Origin of the sequence: Alcanivorax sp. (assembly GCF_040118815.1) — a bacterium.
GTDB lineage: Bacteria > Pseudomonadota > Gammaproteobacteria > Pseudomonadales > Alcanivoracaceae > Alcanivorax.
Genome location: NZ_JBEDTC010000015.1, coordinates 791,933 through 809,665, shown reverse-complemented (window position 1 = coordinate 809,665; position 17,733 = coordinate 791,933). Strand labels below are relative to the sequence as shown.

19 protein-coding genes are annotated in these 17,733 nt (G+C 58.3%); 10 read left to right on the top strand and 9 right to left on the bottom strand.

What is annotated here, in order from left to right; genetic code table 11:
- The first annotated feature begins 58 nt into the window (after positions 1-58).
- Positions 59-1,042 carry an FAD:protein FMN transferase gene (locus ABNH18_RS13010; protein WP_349383222.1) on the top strand — a complete coding sequence of 328 codons (984 nt, stop codon included), beginning with the start codon at positions 59-61 and terminating at the stop codon, positions 1,040-1,042.
- A 54-nt stretch (positions 1,043-1,096) separates the two neighbouring features.
- On the opposite strand, the gene ABNH18_RS13005 is transcribed toward ABNH18_RS13010, so the two are convergent.
- The 3 genes from ABNH18_RS13005 to ABNH18_RS12995 are packed head-to-tail and all read right to left on the bottom strand — an operon-like array spanning position 1,097 to position 4,041.
- Positions 1,097-1,615 carry a hypothetical protein gene (locus tag ABNH18_RS13005; protein WP_349383221.1) on the bottom strand — a complete coding sequence of 173 codons (519 nt, stop codon included), beginning with the start codon at positions 1,613-1,615 and terminating at the stop codon, positions 1,097-1,099.
- Positions 1,612-3,534, bottom strand: coding sequence for a tetratricopeptide repeat protein (locus tag ABNH18_RS13000; RefSeq protein WP_349383220.1), 1,923 nt, complete (start codon positions 3,532-3,534; stop codon positions 1,612-1,614). The genes ABNH18_RS13005 and ABNH18_RS13000 overlap by 4 nt, the downstream gene beginning before the upstream one ends.
- 9 nt (positions 3,535-3,543) lie before the next feature.
- Positions 3,544-4,041 (bottom strand): hypothetical protein, encoded by a 498-nt coding sequence (locus ABNH18_RS12995; protein WP_349383219.1) that lies wholly within the window; start codon positions 4,039-4,041, stop codon positions 3,544-3,546.
- A 393-nt stretch (positions 4,042-4,434) separates the two neighbouring features.
- Between ABNH18_RS12995 and ABNH18_RS12990 the strand changes: the two genes are divergently transcribed.
- Positions 4,435-4,896 carry an LEA/WHy family protein gene (locus tag ABNH18_RS12990; protein ID WP_349383218.1) on the top strand — a complete coding sequence of 154 codons (462 nt, stop codon included), beginning with the start codon at positions 4,435-4,437 and terminating at the stop codon, positions 4,894-4,896.
- A gap of 159 nt (positions 4,897-5,055) precedes the next feature.
- On the opposite strand, the gene ABNH18_RS12985 is transcribed toward ABNH18_RS12990, so the two are convergent.
- Positions 5,056-6,054: an AraC family transcriptional regulator gene (locus ABNH18_RS12985; RefSeq protein ID WP_349383217.1), complete on the bottom strand. Its 999-nt coding sequence runs from the start codon at positions 6,052-6,054 to the stop codon at positions 5,056-5,058.
- Between the two features lie 103 nt (positions 6,055-6,157).
- Between ABNH18_RS12985 and ABNH18_RS12980 the strand changes: the two genes are divergently transcribed.
- From ABNH18_RS12980 to ABNH18_RS12970, 3 genes are read left to right on the top strand one after another with little or no spacing between them, the layout of a single operon-like run.
- Complete coding sequence (locus ABNH18_RS12980; RefSeq protein WP_349383216.1) at positions 6,158-7,618, top strand: flavin-containing monooxygenase; 1,461 nt, start codon at positions 6,158-6,160, stop codon at positions 7,616-7,618.
- Positions 7,615-8,565: an alpha/beta hydrolase gene (locus ABNH18_RS12975; protein ID WP_349383215.1), complete on the top strand. Its 951-nt coding sequence runs from the start codon at positions 7,615-7,617 to the stop codon at positions 8,563-8,565. The genes ABNH18_RS12980 and ABNH18_RS12975 overlap by 4 nt, the downstream gene beginning before the upstream one ends.
- The gene (locus tag ABNH18_RS12970) at positions 8,562-9,320 is read left to right on the top strand and encodes an SDR family oxidoreductase (RefSeq protein WP_349383214.1); all 759 of its coding nucleotides are present in this window, start codon (positions 8,562-8,564) and stop codon (positions 9,318-9,320) included. The genes ABNH18_RS12975 and ABNH18_RS12970 overlap by 4 nt, the downstream gene beginning before the upstream one ends.
- Before the next feature lie 32 nt (positions 9,321-9,352).
- Here ABNH18_RS12970 and ABNH18_RS12965 read toward each other — a convergent pair whose 3' ends face one another.
- Entirely contained in the window at positions 9,353-9,799 is a 447-nt protein-coding gene (locus ABNH18_RS12965; protein WP_349383213.1) for a 3D domain-containing protein, read from the bottom strand.
- A 63-nt stretch (positions 9,800-9,862) separates the two neighbouring features.
- Here ABNH18_RS12965 and ABNH18_RS12960 point away from each other — a divergent pair, with 63 nt between their 5' ends.
- Both ABNH18_RS12960 and ABNH18_RS12955 read left to right on the top strand, forming a co-directional pair.
- A complete protein-coding gene (locus ABNH18_RS12960) occupies positions 9,863-10,759 on the top strand; it encodes an alpha/beta fold hydrolase (protein ID WP_349383212.1) in 897 nt (298 codons plus the stop codon).
- Between the two features lie 39 nt (positions 10,760-10,798).
- Positions 10,799-11,632 carry an SDR family oxidoreductase gene (locus ABNH18_RS12955; protein ID WP_349383211.1) on the top strand — a complete coding sequence of 278 codons (834 nt, stop codon included), beginning with the start codon at positions 10,799-10,801 and terminating at the stop codon, positions 11,630-11,632.
- A 139-nt stretch (positions 11,633-11,771) separates the two neighbouring features.
- Here the strand turns inward: ABNH18_RS12955 and ABNH18_RS12950 are convergent, their stop codons facing one another.
- Positions 11,772-12,353 carry an acyl carrier protein phosphodiesterase gene (locus ABNH18_RS12950; RefSeq protein ID WP_349383210.1) on the bottom strand — a complete coding sequence of 194 codons (582 nt, stop codon included), beginning with the start codon at positions 12,351-12,353 and terminating at the stop codon, positions 11,772-11,774.
- 27 nt (positions 12,354-12,380) lie between these two features.
- Positions 12,381-12,719, bottom strand: coding sequence for a histidine triad nucleotide-binding protein (locus ABNH18_RS12945; protein ID WP_349383209.1), 339 nt, complete (start codon positions 12,717-12,719; stop codon positions 12,381-12,383).
- A 221-nt stretch (positions 12,720-12,940) separates the two neighbouring features.
- Between ABNH18_RS12945 and ABNH18_RS12940 the strand changes: the two genes are divergently transcribed.
- Positions 12,941-13,849: a 6-pyruvoyl trahydropterin synthase family protein gene (locus tag ABNH18_RS12940; protein WP_349383208.1), complete on the top strand. Its 909-nt coding sequence runs from the start codon at positions 12,941-12,943 to the stop codon at positions 13,847-13,849.
- 158 nt (positions 13,850-14,007) lie between these two features.
- Here the strand turns inward: ABNH18_RS12940 and ABNH18_RS12935 are convergent, their stop codons facing one another.
- Positions 14,008-14,955 carry a LysR family transcriptional regulator gene (locus ABNH18_RS12935; RefSeq protein WP_349383271.1) on the bottom strand — a complete coding sequence of 316 codons (948 nt, stop codon included), beginning with the start codon at positions 14,953-14,955 and terminating at the stop codon, positions 14,008-14,010.
- Positions 14,956-15,261: 306 nt separating this feature from the next.
- On the opposite strand from ABNH18_RS12935, the gene ABNH18_RS12930 reads away from it, so the two are divergent.
- Together ABNH18_RS12930 and ABNH18_RS12925 are read left to right on the top strand one after the other, a co-directional pair.
- A complete protein-coding gene (locus ABNH18_RS12930) occupies positions 15,262-15,534 on the top strand; it encodes an Arc family DNA-binding protein (RefSeq protein WP_349383207.1) in 273 nt (90 codons plus the stop codon).
- A 160-nt stretch (positions 15,535-15,694) separates the two neighbouring features.
- Positions 15,695-16,924 carry a GGDEF domain-containing protein gene (locus ABNH18_RS12925; RefSeq protein ID WP_349383206.1) on the top strand — a complete coding sequence of 410 codons (1,230 nt, stop codon included), beginning with the start codon at positions 15,695-15,697 and terminating at the stop codon, positions 16,922-16,924.
- Between the two features lie 314 nt (positions 16,925-17,238).
- Here the strand turns inward: ABNH18_RS12925 and ABNH18_RS12920 are convergent, their stop codons facing one another.
- Complete coding sequence (locus tag ABNH18_RS12920; protein ID WP_349383205.1) at positions 17,239-17,625, bottom strand: GreA/GreB family elongation factor; 387 nt, start codon at positions 17,623-17,625, stop codon at positions 17,239-17,241.
- Between the last annotated feature and the right edge of the window lie 108 nt (positions 17,626-17,733).

The window sequence follows — 17,733 nt, the reverse complement described above, 5'->3', positions numbered from 1 at the left end:
CGTCCCGGCAGGTACACTGCTCTACCGCACAGCTGCTGATAACCCAAAGACGATAGACATGGTTTTATTCCCGTTTTCTCTGCGCCTGAACGCGCTGATAATTGCGCCCTTGCTACTGCTACTGGCCGTGCCGGCCCAGGCACAGTGGCAACAACAGGACTGGGATGTGATGGGCACCCGAGCCAGCGTCACACTATGGTCAGAGCAGGATGCAGCGCCCTTGTTCGACGCACTGAAAGAGGAAATGGCGCGCCTGAACGTCTTGCTGTCCCCCTGGGTCGAGACCAGTGAACTGGCCCGGGTCAACGCCCATGCGGCCGAGAAGACACAAACCATCAGCGTAGAGTTTTATCAGCTGCTGGCGCGCTCACTGGATTACTACCGGCTCACTGACGGCGCCTTCGACATTACCTTTGCCAGTGCCGGCCACCTTTACGATTACCGCGAAGGCAAGGCGCCGAACGATACCGAACTGGCCGCTGCGAACCAGCATATCGGCGCCGACCGCATTGAGCTGACCGCGCCGGACAAGGTGCGTTTCCGTGACCCCGGCACCCGTATCGATCTGGGCGGTATCGCCAAGGGGTACGCGATTGATCAGGGTATTGCTCTGTTGAAGAAGGCCGGCGTCGAACACGCCTACCTGTCACTAGGCGGGGACAGCTATGTGCTGGGCGATCACCGCGGCCGCCCCTGGGAAGTGGGCATTCAACATCCGCGCAGCAAGCAGGACATTGCCATGAAACTGCCCATAGAAGATCTGGCCATGTCCACGTCGGGGGATTACCAGCGTTACTTCATTCAGGATGGCCGCCGCATTCATCACATCCTGTCGCCGAAGACCGGCAAAAGCATCGATGGCCTGGCCAGCGTCACCGTGTTGTGCGCCAACAGTATTGATGCCGACGCCCTGTCCACCAGCGTCTTTGTGCTGGGCGTTGAAAAAGGCCTGGCGCTAATCAACCGCCTGCCCGGCACCTCGGCCATCATCATTGACCGGAAGGGTAACGTGACTTACTCCGATGACCTGACCGGTGGCTGAAAGCGTACACGCCTGACGCCTGGAACCTGACGCAATAATGTTTTGTAGGTTGAATTAGCCTGAAAGGCGTAATCCAACATCACTCCCGACCCGCTCCTCGCCACACAACCGGCCCTGTTCCAACTGCAGACGCCAGACCTCGTGGTAATCCTCCTCCTGCGGGAAATCCGCCGCACCGGCCAGGTAGAGGCTGTCTTCCCGCAGGGTTTGGCCCAGCAACAACGTGCCGGTAAAACCAAGGAAAAGGTGCAACGCCGGGTAGCGCCAGGGCAGCATGCCGCCGCTGACCCGTTCCGCCGCCACCCCGTTGAGCGCGGGCCAGCGCGCCGGGACGGTGATTATCTCACCCTGCTCATCCACACCGAGCAACCCGCTCGGTGGCGCGCACAGGGCCAGCTCTGCCAGGTACAGGCCGCCATCCTCCATCGCGTAATGACACACGTAACCTCGCCAACAATCGGAACTCTCACCATCGGGGTAAAGGTCCCAATCCGCCGGCGCAAACGTCGCGCCACTGATCAGGTCGAACCCCTCGCCCCGGTGGCGCAAGGAGTCCAACAATTGCGCCGTCACTGGGACGAGCCCATGGGCGGCTGCAAGGGAAAGTCTGGTGATTGGGGCGCTGCATCGTCCGGCGCCTGCTCTCGCTCGCGACTGCGACGCAACGCGCGGTGATAGAGATCGGCCAGGCCTTCATGGGCCGAGGCACTGAAACGCTTCAAACGATTGCGGGTTTCGGTGACCTGTTGGTAGGCGGACGCCTGCAACCCGTACTGCTGGCGACGCATCAAGAGCGCGCCACGCCGCTGCAAACGTTCCAGCTCGCCGGTCAATTCATTCAGTTCTTGGGTGAAGTCCTCCAACCGCGCAGAACGGTATGTGGCAAACAGCACACGGCTGCGCAGCACACGGGTCTGCTCCAGCAACCCATCAATGTCATTAAGTTGATGCTGGCGTTCCCACTGGCGTGGCACGATATCTTCCTGCATTTCCCACAGCAGCAAGCCTTTGTAGAAATCCAGCTTGGCGGTCACATCCGGACGCTTTCGCTTGCCCCAGCCATCGGTGCGCTGCTGGGCATTCTGCTGCGCCTCCCAGAGCTTGCGCTCCTTGTCCGTGGCGAAGGGTAACGGGTCCTGTTTGGCCACGGCCTCATCATAACGGCGCTGCAGCCGGGTCATGCGGCCCTGGAAATCCTGCTGCGACAAATCGTCCAGTAACGCCTTGGCCGCAGGCCGGGTTTCGTTCTGCTTGCGCCGATGGGCAGCCATCAATGTCTCGAAGGCCGGCAGCTTCTCCTGCCATTGAGTCAGCAGGTTAGTCTGGCGTAATAGCTCATGGTAATTATTCCAGCCCAGCTGAAATTCAGTGGTGGCGAACCATTCATAAAAGGTGGGAAAGCTTTCCACCCGGCGCGGCAGGAACGGCGGCACCGGGTCCATGGCGGTGGACCAACGGGGCTCGCCCACCATGGCCGTGAACCATTCACCACTGGCAATATCCGCTTCTACTTCCAGCAGGTATTGCTGCAAACCCGCAAAGCGATCCAGCGCGGTGTCGAAGGCCTGCCTGGCAGAGCGTTGATCGCCCATTTGTTCATACAAATAGGGAATCGCCAATTGGGCTTCCTGCACCGGCAGCCGCTGAATCGATTTCTTATCCAGCTGCTGCAACACCGGCAATGCCTTGCGGGGCTGATTTTCGATCAGCAACGCACGGGCATAGAGCAGCAGAGAAATATCCGCAAACGGACCTTCCAGGCGAGCGTCCTTCAACAAGGCCAGGGCTCGGTCTTCCTGGTCGCTGCGCAACATATAGATCGCCAGCGCCAGCATGGCCTTTTCCTTGATGGCATTTACCTGGGCATTCCCGGGCGGCAAATTCGCCAGCTGCCAGAGCCACTCCTGTCCCAGCCCGGGGTGCTTACCATTGATCCAGCTGATCGCCAGGTTGTAGCGCAGGTAGGCATTGAGCGGATGGTCTTCGGAAAACGCATCGAGCAGCTCAGCGGCGTCTTCATAACGCTGCAGGCGCATCAGCAGCCGTGCCCGCAAACTGAAATACACTTCTTCTAGTTTTGCCGGCGGCTCGCCGACCTGCTGATCCAGCATGGCCAACGCCTTGCTGTATTTCTGCTGGCGGTAATACAGCCCAGCCAGGTGAATCCAGGCCCGATGGGCGACTTCGCCGCTGACCTGGGTACCGAGCAACTGGTTAAATACCTTCTCGGCATCTTCGGGCATGCCGTAGGCGCTGTACATGGCGCCCAGCAGCACTTCCATGTCCGCCTTGTGAATATCCACTTCCCCCCGTTCCAGTGCCATTTGCGCACGGGTCAGGGCGGCGAAGTAATCTCCTTTAAGGTACAGATAGGCCACCTCACCGTAGGCCAGCTCCTGCACCTGGTGAGGTTCATCCAACCGGGCCCAGCTCAAGGAACTGACAAACAGCAGCCCCACCGCCAGTCCTTTCAAGCATCCGCGCATTCTCATAGACCGCTCTCAGCGCCAATCGCGAAAACGGAAACGCGGCTGCTGCTTGGCGGTATCGTCCTCGATATGCAGTTGCACGAAATGCCGGCCGTGGTTTTTGTCAAAGTGGCCGGTGACCCCTTGGCGCATTTCCCGCCCGGACGGCCCGGTACCGGTAATGAAGGCCGTGAGTTCGTGGTCACCGTTCTTCACGTTGGCCAGCGCCAAGCGCTGCACCGCCCCGCTCATCAGGGCACGGATTTCCTTTTCCGTGTAGAGGTGGCTGGTCAGCACTTCGCCATCCAGCTCCAGTGTGATGCTGTCCGGCTGGAAAAAGTGCCCCACATCCAGTGACACATAAATCCCGACCTGGGTATCAGCAGGGAACAGCAGCTCTTCTTCCAGTAATAGCAGGCGTTTATTGACTTCCAGCACGTCACGTTTGAAATCGGCCAGATCCTTGTCCAACTCGGCCCCGTGCAGCTGGGCTGCGACCAGCATCAACAACAAAATGAATGCGCGGCGCATGTGCGCTCCCCCAGTGTTAGCGTTTATCTACATTGTTTTCAGATACGTTCTTTTCAGGAAATCTACCATAGCTTGTCGGCTTTGACTGTTGTGATTGTCACAGCCTGCCGGATACAAATTTACGACATCTGGTACTTGCCTTTGCCCCGACGATCACGCGATTATCAAAAAAGCCGAATTATTCTGTGATTCGGCCCTCGTGCCGGCGGCCCGGTCAGGATGCCGCACCACAGGCGCCCCGCAAGGGGCGCGGTGGTGTGGCTGGCGATCGGGCCGTTCGGCACGCATTAATTTCCCTCCTCACTCTTCTGCTTCACACTCGCAACTTTCCCGTTATGCTGGCTTCTAACCGGCACGCCGTAGCCCCCTGTGCCTTATGGATGGAGTGAGCAGATGAAAAAAATGGTTTCCCTGTGGATGTTCATGGGCTTGCTGATACTGAGCGGCTGCCAGAGCCTGGCTGGCCTGGAGTCCCCGGAAGTCAGCGTATCCGGCATTAACCTGAACAGTTTCAACCTGTTCGAGCAGGAATGGGGGCTGACCCTGCGGGCCCGCAACCCCAACGACCGGGAACTCACCCTCAACAGCCTGGATTACGAGATCTACGTCAATGGGGAGAAATTTGCCCGTGGACTGACCAACAAACGCATCACCCTGCCTGCCATGGGCGATGCCCAGGTCACCACCACCATTACCACCAGCCTGTTAAGCAGCCTGCAGCAGCTACAGAAAATCCAGCAGAACCAGGACCAGCCACTGCAATACCGCCTGGTCGGCAAGGCAAGAGTTGCCGGTGTGCCGATTCCATTGTCCTTCGACAAGGAAGGCGAAATGACACTACCGGTAATGCCTTGACTGTCAGGAGCCTGATGCCCAACGCCTAAAAGCGAAAACCGCCCCATTAGCGCGGTTCAGCTTACTCGGCGCAAGGGCATACTGAAAACAACCGGCAAGAGTACCGATGATTTCGGTTCCGGGTTATTCCGTCAGGCATCAGGCGTTAGGCGTCCAACCCTACCGTTCACGCCGGAAGCGACCGGGGGTTTGCCCGGTCCAGCGCCGGAAGGCGTGGTTAAAGTTGGCAATTTCGGAAAACCCCAGCCGCTCACTGATTTCGGCAAGGCTGAGAATACCCAGCAACAACCACTGCTCCGCCAGCATCCGCCTCACCTCATCCAGCAGAGCGCGGTAGCCGGTGCCCTCAGCCTGCAACTGTCGGCGCAGGGTGCGGCTGGTAATCGCCAGTTCCGCCGCCATGGCCTCCATATCCGGAAAACGTCCCGGCTGCTGCAATAACCGCCGACGCACCCGCGCTGCCACACCGCCCTTGCGGTAGCGTTGCACTAATAATTGATAGCACTGCTCTTCACACAAACGTGCGGTCACCGGGTTGGCCTGGGGTAGCGGCATATCCAACAGGCCCATCGCAAAACTTGCCTGGCTGCGGGGGCGATCAAACTGCGGCGCCAGCCCGAAAATGGCCTCGAAAGGCGCAACCGGCCGCGGCGGCAGTCGCATTTCCAGCGAAAAAAGGGGAATCCGCCCGGCAAACAGCTCTTCCTGGATCATCATCACCGCACTGGTATCCCGGGCCAGCAAATACTCGCGAACCTCTTCTGGCACACCACTGTCATCCAGAATTAACAGGGCATCATCGCCTTCTTTCTGCAGGGAGATATCCAGGAACGCAAAGGTCAGGTCCAGGTAACGTACCCCCAGCTCCACCGCCTGACGGAAAGTGGGGCTACTCAACAACGCAAACCCCCAAGCTCCATAGCTGCTCAGGTGATAACGCTGCCCCATGGCCAGGCCCAACTCTGCCTGGTTGCCCAGCCCCCGGCACAGGTTGCGCACCACGGTGAGCTCCTGCTCCGCATCAATGGTGCAGTCGGCCTGGCCCAGCATCTCCGGGTTAATACCCGACCCCTGCAGACACGCCGCTACCGGCAGCCCTCGCTCTTCGGCAAAGGCCACCTGCATACGCACGCTGGTAATGGCTCGCTGTACTGTCACTGACAATGTCCGTATTCCACAATTTTCTGTCCCAGAATGCCATAAACAAGGCGTTTATGTATCGCTAGAGTGGAACCTAACGTTATTAACCGGATTGTTTCCCATGCAAGCAACGCACAACGTAGTCATTATTGGCGCCGGCTTCGGCGGACTGGGCATGGCCATTCGCCTGAAAGCCCAGGGGCAGGACGATTTGCTGCTGATCGAAAAAGGGAGTGATGTGGGCGGCTGCTGGCGCGATAACACCTACCCCGGTGCCGCCTGTGATGTGCCGTCTCACCTGTATTCGTTCTCCTTTGAACTGCATTACCCGTGGAGTCGCCGTTTCGCGCCGCAGAAAGAAATCTTTGCCTACCAGCAATACTGCGCACGCAAGTACGATCTGTATCGGCATATTCGCTTCAACACCGAAGTGGGCGAAGCCCGTTTTCTGGACGACGCCGGCCTGTGGGAAGTCACCCTGACCAACGGCGAGGTCATTACCTGCCGCGCCCTGATCACGGCCACCGGCCAGCTCAACCAGCCCGCCTACCCGCCACTTTCCGGGATCGAAGATTTCCAGGGGCCACACTTCCACAGCGCCCGCTGGAATCACGATGCAGATCTGACCGGCAAAACCGTAGCCGTAGTCGGCACCGGCGCCAGTGCCATTCAGTTTGTGCCGGAAGTGGCCAAGGTAGCCGGCAAGGTAAAGCTGTTCCAACGCTCCGCCGCGCACGTGATAGCCAAACCAGACCGCGCCTACAAGAAAGCAGAACACTGGATGCTGAAGAAGCTGCCGCTGACCCAGACGCTGGATCGCCTGCGCATTTACGCGACCAATGAATCCCGGGCACTTGGCTTCACCTCTTTTCAGAAAGCCATGGCCGTCTACGAATGGCTGTTTGCTCGGCACCTGAACAAACAGATTAGCGACCCTGCGCTGCGTGAGAAGCTGACCCCGGATTACCCCATGGGCTGCAAGCGTATTTTGATGTCCAACGATTACTACCCGGCGCTCTCTCAGCCGAACGCGGAAGTGATCAATTACGGTATTGATGCGGTGGACAAGAACGGACTCACCGACAGCAGCGGCACCCACCACGATGTGGACGTGATCATCTATGGTACGGGCTTCAAGGCCACTGATTTCCTTACGCCCATGACCATCACCGGGCGCAATGGCGTGGACCTGAATAGCACCTGGCAGGACGGCGCCGAAGCCTATCTGGGCATCACCGTGCGCGGCTTCCCCAACCTGTTCATGCTATATGGCCCCAACACCAACCTGGGCCACAACTCCATTATCTACATGCTGGAAAGCCAGATTCATTACGTGCAGCAATGCCTGGCGGAAATGGAAGAACAGCAACTTCATTCCCTGGAAGTGCGCGAAAGCGTGCAGGCACGCTTCAACGACAACGTGCAACGGAAAATCAGTAACACCGTGTGGGACAAAGGCTGCCACAGCTGGTACAAGACGGAAAGCGGCAAGAACACCAATAATTGGCCCGGCTTCACCTTTGATTACCGCCGGCAGACCCAGCACCTGGAACTCAGTGACTACGAGTACAAAACCCTATGAGCCTGTTTGTAGATCGCATCAGTCGTAGCCAGTCGACACTCCAACAGCTGCTGGCAGGCGTGCTGCGCCAGTCCCTGGCCCTGCTATTCAAACCCGTCGCCAACCCTCGTTTCAGCTTTGCGTTGCAACGTCGCTGGATGGGTATCGTTGCACTGAGCACACTCAAGGCCCGCGGCATTGGCAGCCACGACAGCCCGGTGGGCGATGTGCCCTGCCGCCACTATCAGCCGCTGCACGCCCAGAGCACCGTGCTCTACCTGCATGGCGGTGGCTACGTGGCCGGCAACCCTGACAGTCACAAGGCAATCACCTCGCACCTGGCCAAGTTTGCCAATGCCCATGTGGTGGTGCCGGACTACCGGCTGGCCCCGGAGCACCCCTGCCCTGCCGCCATCGAGGATGCCGTGGCGGTTTATCAGGCCCTGCTCGAAAACGGTGTCAGCCCTGCGTCACTGACGCTAATGGGCGACTCCGCCGGAGGCGGGCTGGCGCTGGCCACACTGCAGGCCCTGAAAGCCGCCGGCACACCACTGCCCAGTGCGACAATCCTGTTTTCTCCCTGGGTCGACCTCACGCTGGGTCAACTGTTCGACACCGACCGGGACATCATGCTCAGCCATGCCTGGCTGGACAGCGGCGCCGCAGCTTACGCCGGCGAAGATACTCGCAACCCACAATGCTCCCCGCTGTTCGGTGATTTGAGTGACTTGCCTCCCACCCTGATTCAGGTCGGCGGCGATGAAATTCTGCTCAATGACAGCCACCGCCTGTGCGCCGCATTAAACGAAGCCGGCACCGCCACACGGCTACACGTTCACCCCCAGCGGTGGCACGACTTTCAACTGCATGCCGGCGTCCTGGCAGATTCAGACCAGGCACTGATGACCTGCGCCCGTTTTATCCACCAACACACTAACCATCAAGAAGAAAAAGGTGCCAACGCATGAAACGCATCCTGATCACCGGCGCCGCCAGCGGCATTGGGCTGGCCACCGCCTCCCTTTTTCACAACAAGGGCTGGCAAGTCGGCCTGACCGACATCAACGAAACCGCACTCGCCAAGCTGGCCAAAGAACTGGGCGGCAGCTGGTATCAGCGGCTGGACGTGACCGATGCCAACGCCTGCCAGCAAGCCTGCGAGGCATTTTCCCAGGGCACCGGCTTCGACGTGCTGTTCAACTGCGCCGGCATTCTGCGCATGGGGCACTTCGAAGACATCAGCGCCGCACAGCACAAGCAGATCATTGATATTAATGTCACTGGGCTAATCAACATGACCCTGGCGGCCCAATCGCATCTGCAAATGAGCACAGAGCCCGCTGTCATCAACATGAGTTCGGCATCGGCGCTCTACGGGGTACCGCACCTTGCCTCTTATTCCGCCAGCAAGTTTGCCGTGCGCGCGCTCACCGAAGCCCTGAATATTGAGTGGGCCCGCCAGGGCATTCGAGTGGTAGATATCATGCCGCCGTTCGTGAAAACGCCCATGCTGGACAATGCGGATTTTGTCCCCCCGGTAGTGAACCGCTTAGGGGTCAACCTGACCGCCGAAGACATCGCCGCCAAAGCATGGAAAGCCGCTAATGAAAACGTCCCCGTGCACAACCCAGTCGGTGGCGTCTTCAAGTTCATCAAGTTGATGGACAAGGTACTGCCCAGCGGCTCCACACGCATGACCATGACCTTTCTTAGCCGGGAATAAGGGCGCCCGACGGAGCGCCCTTGGCAGAAGAGTCAGGGTTTCTCCGGCGGGCGGGGAAAGCGGATTTTGATTTTACGGCGACCCCATTCACGGGCAGCCTGCAGGTCTTCGCCCATATAGATATCAATTTTTCGCTTCCAGCGCCGATGCATCTTGTCTTTTACCACCCAGATGCCGGGCAAGCCCTCCACCGTAACTTCGGTATTGTGCGTTAGCCCCATGCGGATCAGATCGCGGGACACTGCGATGGCCTGCATCCCCGGTTCAAGCCGATCCCCCCAGGCCGCCAGCGCATGGTCGCGGCCCGCCCCCTGCCCGTGCAACGAGTTATAAGCTGACGCCGTGACGGCCAATTCCATCATCGCCACCGTTGGCGTTTTTTGCGCCTCGCAGCGAGACACCAACCCGGCGGCAATCACCAACACCAGGGAAAAGAATCCCGCATTCACTCGCCGTTGCAACGGCACTGCTACGCTCATGGCATGACTCTCCACAATCTCCGATTTTTTCGCTGTGTTCTTATTCTCTTTACCGGGGTTCTGATGACCGCGTGCAGCCCGTTTTCCGGCAAACAATCCGAGGCCACCAGTATACCCGAGCCCCTCCCCAGCACTGTGCGGCAGTGGACGCCTGACGGCACCCCACAAGGTGTCATCCTTGGCCTGCACAGTTTCGGGGATTTCGGCGCCGCGTTCGACCAGCTTGGCCCCTGGTTCGCCGATGCCGGCTATATATTTGTGGCCTATGACCAGGCCGGCTTCGGCGACCGGCAAGAACAGGGGCGCTGGGCCGGCGAGGCGGCGCTGGTACAGGACGCCGTGATACAAATCCGCCGCCTGCACCAGGACCACCCGCAGCCCCTGTTCGTGCTTGGCGAAAGCCTGGGTGGTGCTGTGGCCATGCTGGCGGCACAGCAGGAACCGGATAAAGTGGCCGGGCTGGTATTGGCCGGGCCGGCGGTGCGCGAAGGGATTCGCTTTCGCTACGGCTGGAACACGGCCATCGCCACCGCCGCCACCCTGGCCCCTGGCTACCACCTCACCGTGGAGCGCAGCGCCGACGACCCGACCCTGTCGCCCACCAGCGCCCAGCGCCTGGCCAATGATCCCCGTGTCATGCGAGAGGTGCGCATGGATGCGTACTGGGGTTTGATCAAGTTGGCGGACAGCGCCAGCAACTCGGCCAGCCAGCTTAACGTGCCCAGCCTGCTACTGTACGGGGGCAAGGATCACTCTGTCCCTAACACCGGCATTCGCCACTTGCGCGACCATCTGTCTGCGCAAGGCAATTACCGTTTCTACCCGCAAGGCCCACACTTGCTACTACAAAGCAGGGAGTGGCAACAGGTGAGCAAGGACATCCTTCAGTGGCTCGCCCTGGCACAGAAAAACACCGAAAATGGCCTCACCAGCCCCTCCCCATCCTGCCAGGCCTGTTAAGCTAACCACACATCAACAGGGAAGAAGGGCAACACAACCATGAGCAAACGCGTACTGATTACCGGCGGTAATTCCGGCATTGGCTTTTGTACCGCCGAGCAGCTGGCCGGCCGCGGCGCCGAGGTCATTCTCGCCTGCCGTGACCAGACCAAGGGTCAGGCTGCAGTGGCCAAAATCAAGAATGCGCATCCGCAGGCCAAGGTGCGTCTGTTTGCTCTGGATCTGGCAGACCTTGAACAAGTCCGCGATTGCGCCGCCGAACTCTATCAAGAGCTCGGCTATATTGATGTGCTGATCAACAATGCCGGCGTAGTGCCCACCCAGCAGGAGTTCACCAAAGACGGCTATGAAATGCAGTTCGGCGTCAACTACCTGGCCCCGGTGCTGTTCACCCACCTGATGTTACCGCTGCTGCAGAAAGGCACTCAGCCCCGCATCCTGCACCTTGCCTCGGTGGCTCACTGGCTGGGACGCATCAACAACAAGACCTGGAAGGGTCGCAAGCCCTATCTGGTCATGGATGCCTACGGCCAATCCAAGCTCGCCAATATCCTGTTCAGCAATGTACTGGCAGAGCGCCTGGAAGAGACTGGCATTACCAGCAACGCCCTGCACCCCGGCGGCGTGGACACCCCAATTTTCCGTCATGTGCCCAGCGCCGTCATGGCCCTGATCCGGCCCACACTCACCACCCCGGAAAAAGCGGCCACCCTGCCCGTAAGCCTGGCGCTGGATGAGCAGTATGCGGATATCACCGGTGAGTACTTCGCCAATCACAAACCCGCGCTACGCTCCCCCCGCGCCCGCAACGACAAGCGCGCCCAGGAGTTGTACGAAGACACCATGGCGGAATTGAATATGCCGGCATTGTGAGGAGAGGACAGCTGCAACACGCCGGAAAGAAAGGTAGCTCTTGAACCGGCGGAGCCGCGCCCGGCACCAGGCCGTGGCTCGCCGTTAGAAAATGCCACGCCCCATGACGCGTTGTAGCTTGTGGCTTGCGTCTAAGCCCTCACTCCAGCCCAGCCTCCCTGACCTTCGCCTGTAGCTGGGGATAAAAAAGCAGAAACCCGTCCTCCAGCTCGCGATAACGCGGCTCTATTTCCTCGATGATGCCGCCAAACGCATTGGCAAACCGAATCCGCCCGGCGATCACATCCAGCGCCTCCCCCACTCCGGCCAACTCGCCGTACTGATTGAGCAGATCGAACGCGATCAAGCGCTCCACCCGCTGGCGCATGGGCGCGTGCATCAGCGGCAAACCCTGCTCCAGATCGCGGTAGTGACTGAAGATGGTCTGCGCTCGGGGCGCGCCGTAAAACGTGGCCCAGTGCCGCCAGAGAAAATGGTCAAACAGCACATCCAACGCCACCCCGGCAAAACGGCGACGGGCCGGTGAAAACCCGCGACGCTGCGCGATGACCCAGGGATGATGATCGGTAAACCGGTCCACCAGCCGGTGGTTATCCAACCCCCGGCGCAGCGGCTCACTGAGCTCGCTGACCACCGCACCGCGCATAAAATCCCCCAGCACATTGCCCACCTTGGACGGCACCGACGATTGCGCCAGGGACAAGTGCGCCAGGTAATTCATTATTACCGCCTCCAGCCGGAACGGCTGTCAGCCCGGCGGCCAGCTGAACGAACGGCCGCCCAGCACATGCACATGCAGGTGGAACACCGTCTGGCTGGCGCCGGCACCGTTATTCACGTTCAGACGAAAGTCTTCCAGGCCCTGCTCTTTGGCGACCTGACTGGCCACCAGCAACAGGTGTCCCAACAATGCCTGATCACCGCTGTCAGCATCCGACAGTTTCGGGATCGGTTTTTTCGGTATCACCAGAAAGTGAGTGGGCGCCTGGGGGTTGATGTCGCGAAAAGCCAGGCACTGATCATCTTCAAAGATGATGTCGGCGGGAATTTCCCGGTCGATAATCTTGGAGAAAAGCGTTTCAGCCATAACAGGTCTCGGTCGGAGTGCATGAACGTGGCTACAAAGGAACAAGCCACCGGGCATCGGACAATATGTGCACTTTAGTGTGCATCCTGTGTGCCCCGGTTCACAGCTAGTACGATAACTGCGCGTAAAATATCCACTGTAGGCGGTCTGCACCTTAGCGGCAGCCCAGAATAATGGCATTATAGCACCTGTCCAAACCCATCATTATCAACCGGATCAGCATGGCCACTCTTTTTGTCGAAAATTTAACCGTCGCCGATTTTTCCTACCTGCACCCCAAGCGCGGCATGGTGGGGGAGTCGTGGCTGGTGGACCTGGAACTGAGTGGCGACCTGGATGATCAGGGCATGGTCTTCGATTTTGGTCACATTAAGAAACGGATCAAGCAGATCATTGATGACAGCGTCGATCACCGCCTGCTGGTACCCGTTGACAATGACCAAGCCAAAATCGCCGAACGCGATAGCGACACCAGCCTGGAATGGGCGTACCGGGGCGGCACCATCCGCATGGTCGCCCCCAGCCAGAGCCTGTTGCTGATGCCCGGCCCGGAAGTATCCAAGGCCAGCCTGACCTTGCACCTGATGGATCTGATCCAGACCGTGGTACCGGAGAATGTGGCGGAAGTACGCGTGGTACTACGCGAAGAGGATACTGGCACCGCGCCCTTCTATCACTATTCTCACGGCCTGAAAAAACACGACGGCAATTGCCAGCGCATCGCCCATGGCCACCGTTCCAGCATTCATATTTTCGAGAATGGCCGTCGCAGCCGTTACTGGGAAAAACTCTGGGCGGATCGCTGGGAAGACATCTACCTGGGCACGGAAGAAGATCTGGAGGGCACTTACTACATCGACGAAATTCCCCACCACCGGTTCCGGTACGATGCGGAACAGGGACATTTCGAACTGGTCATCCCGGAAGACCATTGCTACATGGTCGACACCGACACCACCGTAGAGCAGCTGGCCGCTCACATTGCCGCGCAGCTGGCCAACGAAGCCCCCGGCAAACATTTTCGAGTCCGCGCTTTCGAAGGTGTCGGCAAAGGCGCTATCGCCGAAGCTGGCGAAAACCTGCCCGGCAAGGCCCACAGCAGCTGGCTCAGCGGCGCCTCAGTAATTTGATAGGATGCTGCAAGCAACAAGCTTCAAGCTGCAACGCGGGTTGGGGGCGCTGCCACACGTTGACCACTCTGCCCGCGAAAGATCAGTTGAAAGTTCAAAGTGAAAAGTTGAAAAGGAAAACCGGGGAACCTTCCCCGCTTCCCCATCCAAGCTTGTAGCTACTCCTCCGCCAGAATCCGCTCCGCCTCTTCCTGAATTAGTCGCCGCAACCAGCGATGGGCCACGTTGTGATGCAGCAGCGATGACCAAGCCATTTTCAGTTCAAACTCGGGAATATCGAACGGCGGCTGCTTGATCAGCAGGCGTTCGTTCTGGGCCTGCATGCGCGCTACCCGGCTAGGCAGCGTGGCCACCAGGTCGTTATTCATGGCCAGCAGGGCGGGCATTTGATAGTGGCGGGTGAAGATACTGATCTTGCGGCTCTTGCCCAGTTGCTCCAGAGCATGGTCGATCCAGCCCAAGCCCCCCAGTTTCTCCGGGTTCATGCCGAAGCCCACCCCGAAGCCGGTTTTGGATACCCAGATATGTTGGGCGGACAGATAGCTGTCCAGGTCAAACCCCTTGGCGATGGGGTTATCCCGGTTGAGCAAGCAGGAAAAGGAATCCTTCCACAAGCTCACCTGGTGGAACGAGCCGGGAATTTCGTTGAAGCGATTCACCGCCATATCCACCCGGCCCTGCTCCATATCCTGGTAACTCACATCTGATGGCGTCAGGAAATCCAGCACCACGTGAGGCGCCTCGGCACGCAGACGGCGGACGATATGCGGCACCAGTGTGGCTTCCGCGTAATCACTGGTCATGATCCGGAACACCCGGCGACTGTCAGCAGGCTGAAAAACGTCCTCAGGGGTAAACAGCTGCTCCGCCTGGGAAAGAATTTGCCGGACCAACGGACGTAATTCCTGGGCACGCTCAGTGGCCGTCATGCCATCGCTGGTACGAATCAATAGCGGATCGCCAAACAATTCGCGCAACCGCTTCAGGGAATTACTCATGGCCGGCTGGGTAATCCCCAGCTGCTCCGCGGCCCGGGTCACATTCTGCTCACGCAGGAGCACATCAAGATACTTGAGCAGGTTCAGATCTGCCGCACCAATATTCATTTTGTGAATAGCCACTCATTTCTACATCAATATGATCAATTCTAGCACTACCTGATACGCACTCGCACCGTGCCGCTGGTCACACCGACAAGGGGATTATCCGTGTAAAAAAAACTTTTACGCGTTCGAGTGTTAACCGTGTCGCTATTTCGCCCTTACTGGCATGCTGCCAGTATCGCCTGGAGGCAAAAAAATGCGTAAGGTCTAACGCTTGTGTCCTGATAACAGCACAGCCTGCTCTGTTGTCATAGGCCGGCCAGTTTTGCTCGCCAGCCTCATGTAAGCAGGCGTGATTCAGAGGTTACTATGACAAGCAACGCAACCACGCGAACCGAGAAGTTCGTGGTTCGTTTTCCCTGCGGCATGCGAAGCGAAGTCGCGGAAGCGGCCAACCACAGCCATCGCAGCATGAACGCGGAAATTATTGCCCGGCTGGAACATAGCCTGAAGAACTGGCCGCAAACCCTGCCTCACCGAGAAGCCGCCGTACCGCAAGGTAACGAAGAGGCCTTCCTGTTGGAACGTTTTCGTCAGCTACCCCTGGGGAAACAACAGGCACTGTTAGCGCTTTTGGATTAAGTTGTCTCTGCCGGACTAACGACAATCCCCTTTTGTCCTTACAATACACCGCTGGCCACGTGCCCATTATCGATCCGACAGCACTTTGCACTATGATGTAGTGCATGATGCTCAAAGCACGCCGTCACCGATTCATGGACTGAAAGGAGCCTTCACGGCCGTGACCGCAAACCAGAACCACACCCCACTGCCAACCGGCAACGACATCACGTTACCGTGGCACCTTCGCCTGCCTAAACCGCTGGAAAAGGATTTTCGCCTCTATTTCCGGGCAAGCGTAGCCAAAGTCATGCCCTGGGCACTGGCACTGGTGGCCTTTCTGATTGTCTCCGCCATGTTCATCGAGTCACGGATTTCCGCCGATGTACTGAACATGTCCTGGCGTCCGCGGCTTTTCACCTTGATGCTCACTGGCGGTTGTCTGGTCCTGATCCGCAAACCCCAGTGGCGCAACTGGCTGCACGAAGCCACTCTGGTGCTGGCCTTTGCCATTGCTCTCACCGGCAACTACCTTGGCGCCATCGTCGACCATCCGCTGGCCTACACTTTTTTCTTCCATACGCCGCTGGCCATTCTGCTGATCTGCATTTTGATCCGGGTCCCTTTTTACGCTGCGCTGACAAGCTCAGTCATCATGATCGGCTGCATGATTCTCAGCCTGCAAATCAGTCCCGGCCGCCACCCCTTTGAAGCCGTGACACTGGTACTGGTGACTCTGGCATTCACCAGCATGAGCCTGTTTGGCCAATACGTGTACGAGCGCCTGCTACGACAACACTTTCTCTCTGAGCATGTGCTATTTCAGCACCGGAACGAGCTGCACTCCGCCAACCTGGTGCTGGAAAATCAGGCCACCGTGGATGGCATGACAGGCTGCATCAACCGTCGCGGCATGGAGAGCCGCCTCAACCACCTCTACCATCTGCTCAACCAGAGCAGCCCGGATGCCCCGGAGCGCATCACACTGATGCTCTTCGATATCGACTTCTTCAAACAGTACAACGACACCTACGGCCACCCGGCCGGTGACGAATGCCTGAAGAAAATCGCCGGCGTCCCACTGACCATGGTGCAGAGCGACACCGATTTCGTGGCCCGATACGGCGGAGAAGAGTTCGTGATTACCCTGACAGGGTCCAGCTTTAACGATGCCCTGGTCTTTGCCGAACGGATGCGCAACCGGGTTGAGCAACTGGGCCTGCCCCACAGCGGCTCCCGGGTCAGCCAGGTAGTCACCATCAGTGTCGGTGTTGCCTGCACGGACAGCGGCGCCGAAGACGGTGCGCAGCTTTTGAAGATGGCAGACGAAGCGCTCTACCAGGCCAAAGGCGCTGGCCGAAACCGGGTGGCATTAATGAGCAATCAGGGTGCGGTGGAGATGCTGAGTTAGTGGGTGGTTGAACCTGACCGCTGAATGCCTGTTCTATTCGCTGTTGGCGGACAACGACAGCACGGCTTCTATTCGGCGCACACTGGTAGTGCTTGGCCGACTCTCAAGCGGGCATAAACCAGGGCGCGCAACGCGCCCTGTCGCTATTATTTACTGGCTCTTTTTTCCCGTCGTTTCTCTTTCAGGGTTTTTTGCGGCTTTTTCTTCACTTTTTCCTTACTCATAACGCTTTCCTTTCAAACAGGTTTCATATTCTCCGTCTCGTCTTACGGTAAAACATGCAAGGCATGCCCCTCCCTCATTATTGGAAACACTCATTTTCCTGCTGTTTTGTTCACCTTCAGCAACAGATATCGGTGCCCATGACCCAGGAAATTCACATTGACTACGGCTCCAGGCAAGGCTCCCAGCAAAGCAGCGCCCAATGGAGAAAGCACAGAAATATCCTTATCCCCCAGAGATCGCTTTCCCGCTTCTGCCAAAGTGAAAGACATCTGCTCTTCATCTTCAAAACTGAACAAGGAAACACGATCGCCCACTGCTGCCGCAGCAAGCTCACACTCCACTCCACGCAACATTTCTATTTTCTCCATCACAACCATTAGCCGGGCCGGCGAAAGGAAAAACAGAGGTTTTTTTGCTAAATAACGTTTTCCATAGCCATAGCGACACAACGACAAACGCTCTATAAGCGCAGCCATAACCGTTCACCAAATTGATATAAAAAAGGAGTGTCGAACGATGTCGACAACGGGAAATAAGCCGGACGGGTTCCGCCCGGCTTAAACCGGAAAGGTGGGGAGAAAATC

Excerpts from the sequence above, each read along its gene's own strand:
- ABNH18_RS13010 (WP_349383222.1), top strand. The coding sequence starts at position 59 with ATGGTTTTATTCCCGTTTTCTCTGCGCCTGAACGCGCTGATAATTGCG.
- ABNH18_RS13000 (WP_349383220.1), bottom strand. The coding sequence starts at position 3,534 with ATGAGAATGCGCGGATGCTTGAAAGGACTGGCGGTGGGGCTGCTGTTT.
- ABNH18_RS12995 (WP_349383219.1), bottom strand. The coding sequence starts at position 4,041 with ATGCGCCGCGCATTCATTTTGTTGTTGATGCTGGTCGCAGCCCAGCTG.
- ABNH18_RS12990 (WP_349383218.1), top strand. The coding sequence starts at position 4,435 with ATGAAAAAAATGGTTTCCCTGTGGATGTTCATGGGCTTGCTGATACTG.
- ABNH18_RS12980 (WP_349383216.1), top strand. The coding sequence starts at position 6,158 with ATGCAAGCAACGCACAACGTAGTCATTATTGGCGCCGGCTTCGGCGGA.
- ABNH18_RS12975 (WP_349383215.1), top strand. The coding sequence starts at position 7,615 with ATGAGCCTGTTTGTAGATCGCATCAGTCGTAGCCAGTCGACACTCCAA.
- ABNH18_RS12970 (WP_349383214.1), top strand. The coding sequence starts at position 8,562 with ATGAAACGCATCCTGATCACCGGCGCCGCCAGCGGCATTGGGCTGGCC.
- ABNH18_RS12965 (WP_349383213.1), bottom strand. The coding sequence starts at position 9,799 with ATGAGCGTAGCAGTGCCGTTGCAACGGCGAGTGAATGCGGGATTCTTT.
- ABNH18_RS12960 (WP_349383212.1), top strand. The coding sequence starts at position 9,863 with ATGACCGCGTGCAGCCCGTTTTCCGGCAAACAATCCGAGGCCACCAGT.
- ABNH18_RS12955 (WP_349383211.1), top strand. The coding sequence starts at position 10,799 with ATGAGCAAACGCGTACTGATTACCGGCGGTAATTCCGGCATTGGCTTT.
- ABNH18_RS12950 (WP_349383210.1), bottom strand. The coding sequence starts at position 12,353 with ATGAATTACCTGGCGCACTTGTCCCTGGCGCAATCGTCGGTGCCGTCC.
- ABNH18_RS12945 (WP_349383209.1), bottom strand. The coding sequence starts at position 12,719 with ATGGCTGAAACGCTTTTCTCCAAGATTATCGACCGGGAAATTCCCGCC.
- ABNH18_RS12940 (WP_349383208.1), top strand. The coding sequence starts at position 12,941 with ATGGCCACTCTTTTTGTCGAAAATTTAACCGTCGCCGATTTTTCCTAC.
- ABNH18_RS12935 (WP_349383271.1), bottom strand. The coding sequence starts at position 14,955 with ATGAATATTGGTGCGGCAGATCTGAACCTGCTCAAGTATCTTGATGTG.
- ABNH18_RS12930 (WP_349383207.1), top strand. The coding sequence starts at position 15,262 with ATGACAAGCAACGCAACCACGCGAACCGAGAAGTTCGTGGTTCGTTTT.
- ABNH18_RS12920 (WP_349383205.1), bottom strand. The coding sequence starts at position 17,625 with ATGGCTGCGCTTATAGAGCGTTTGTCGTTGTGTCGCTATGGCTATGGA.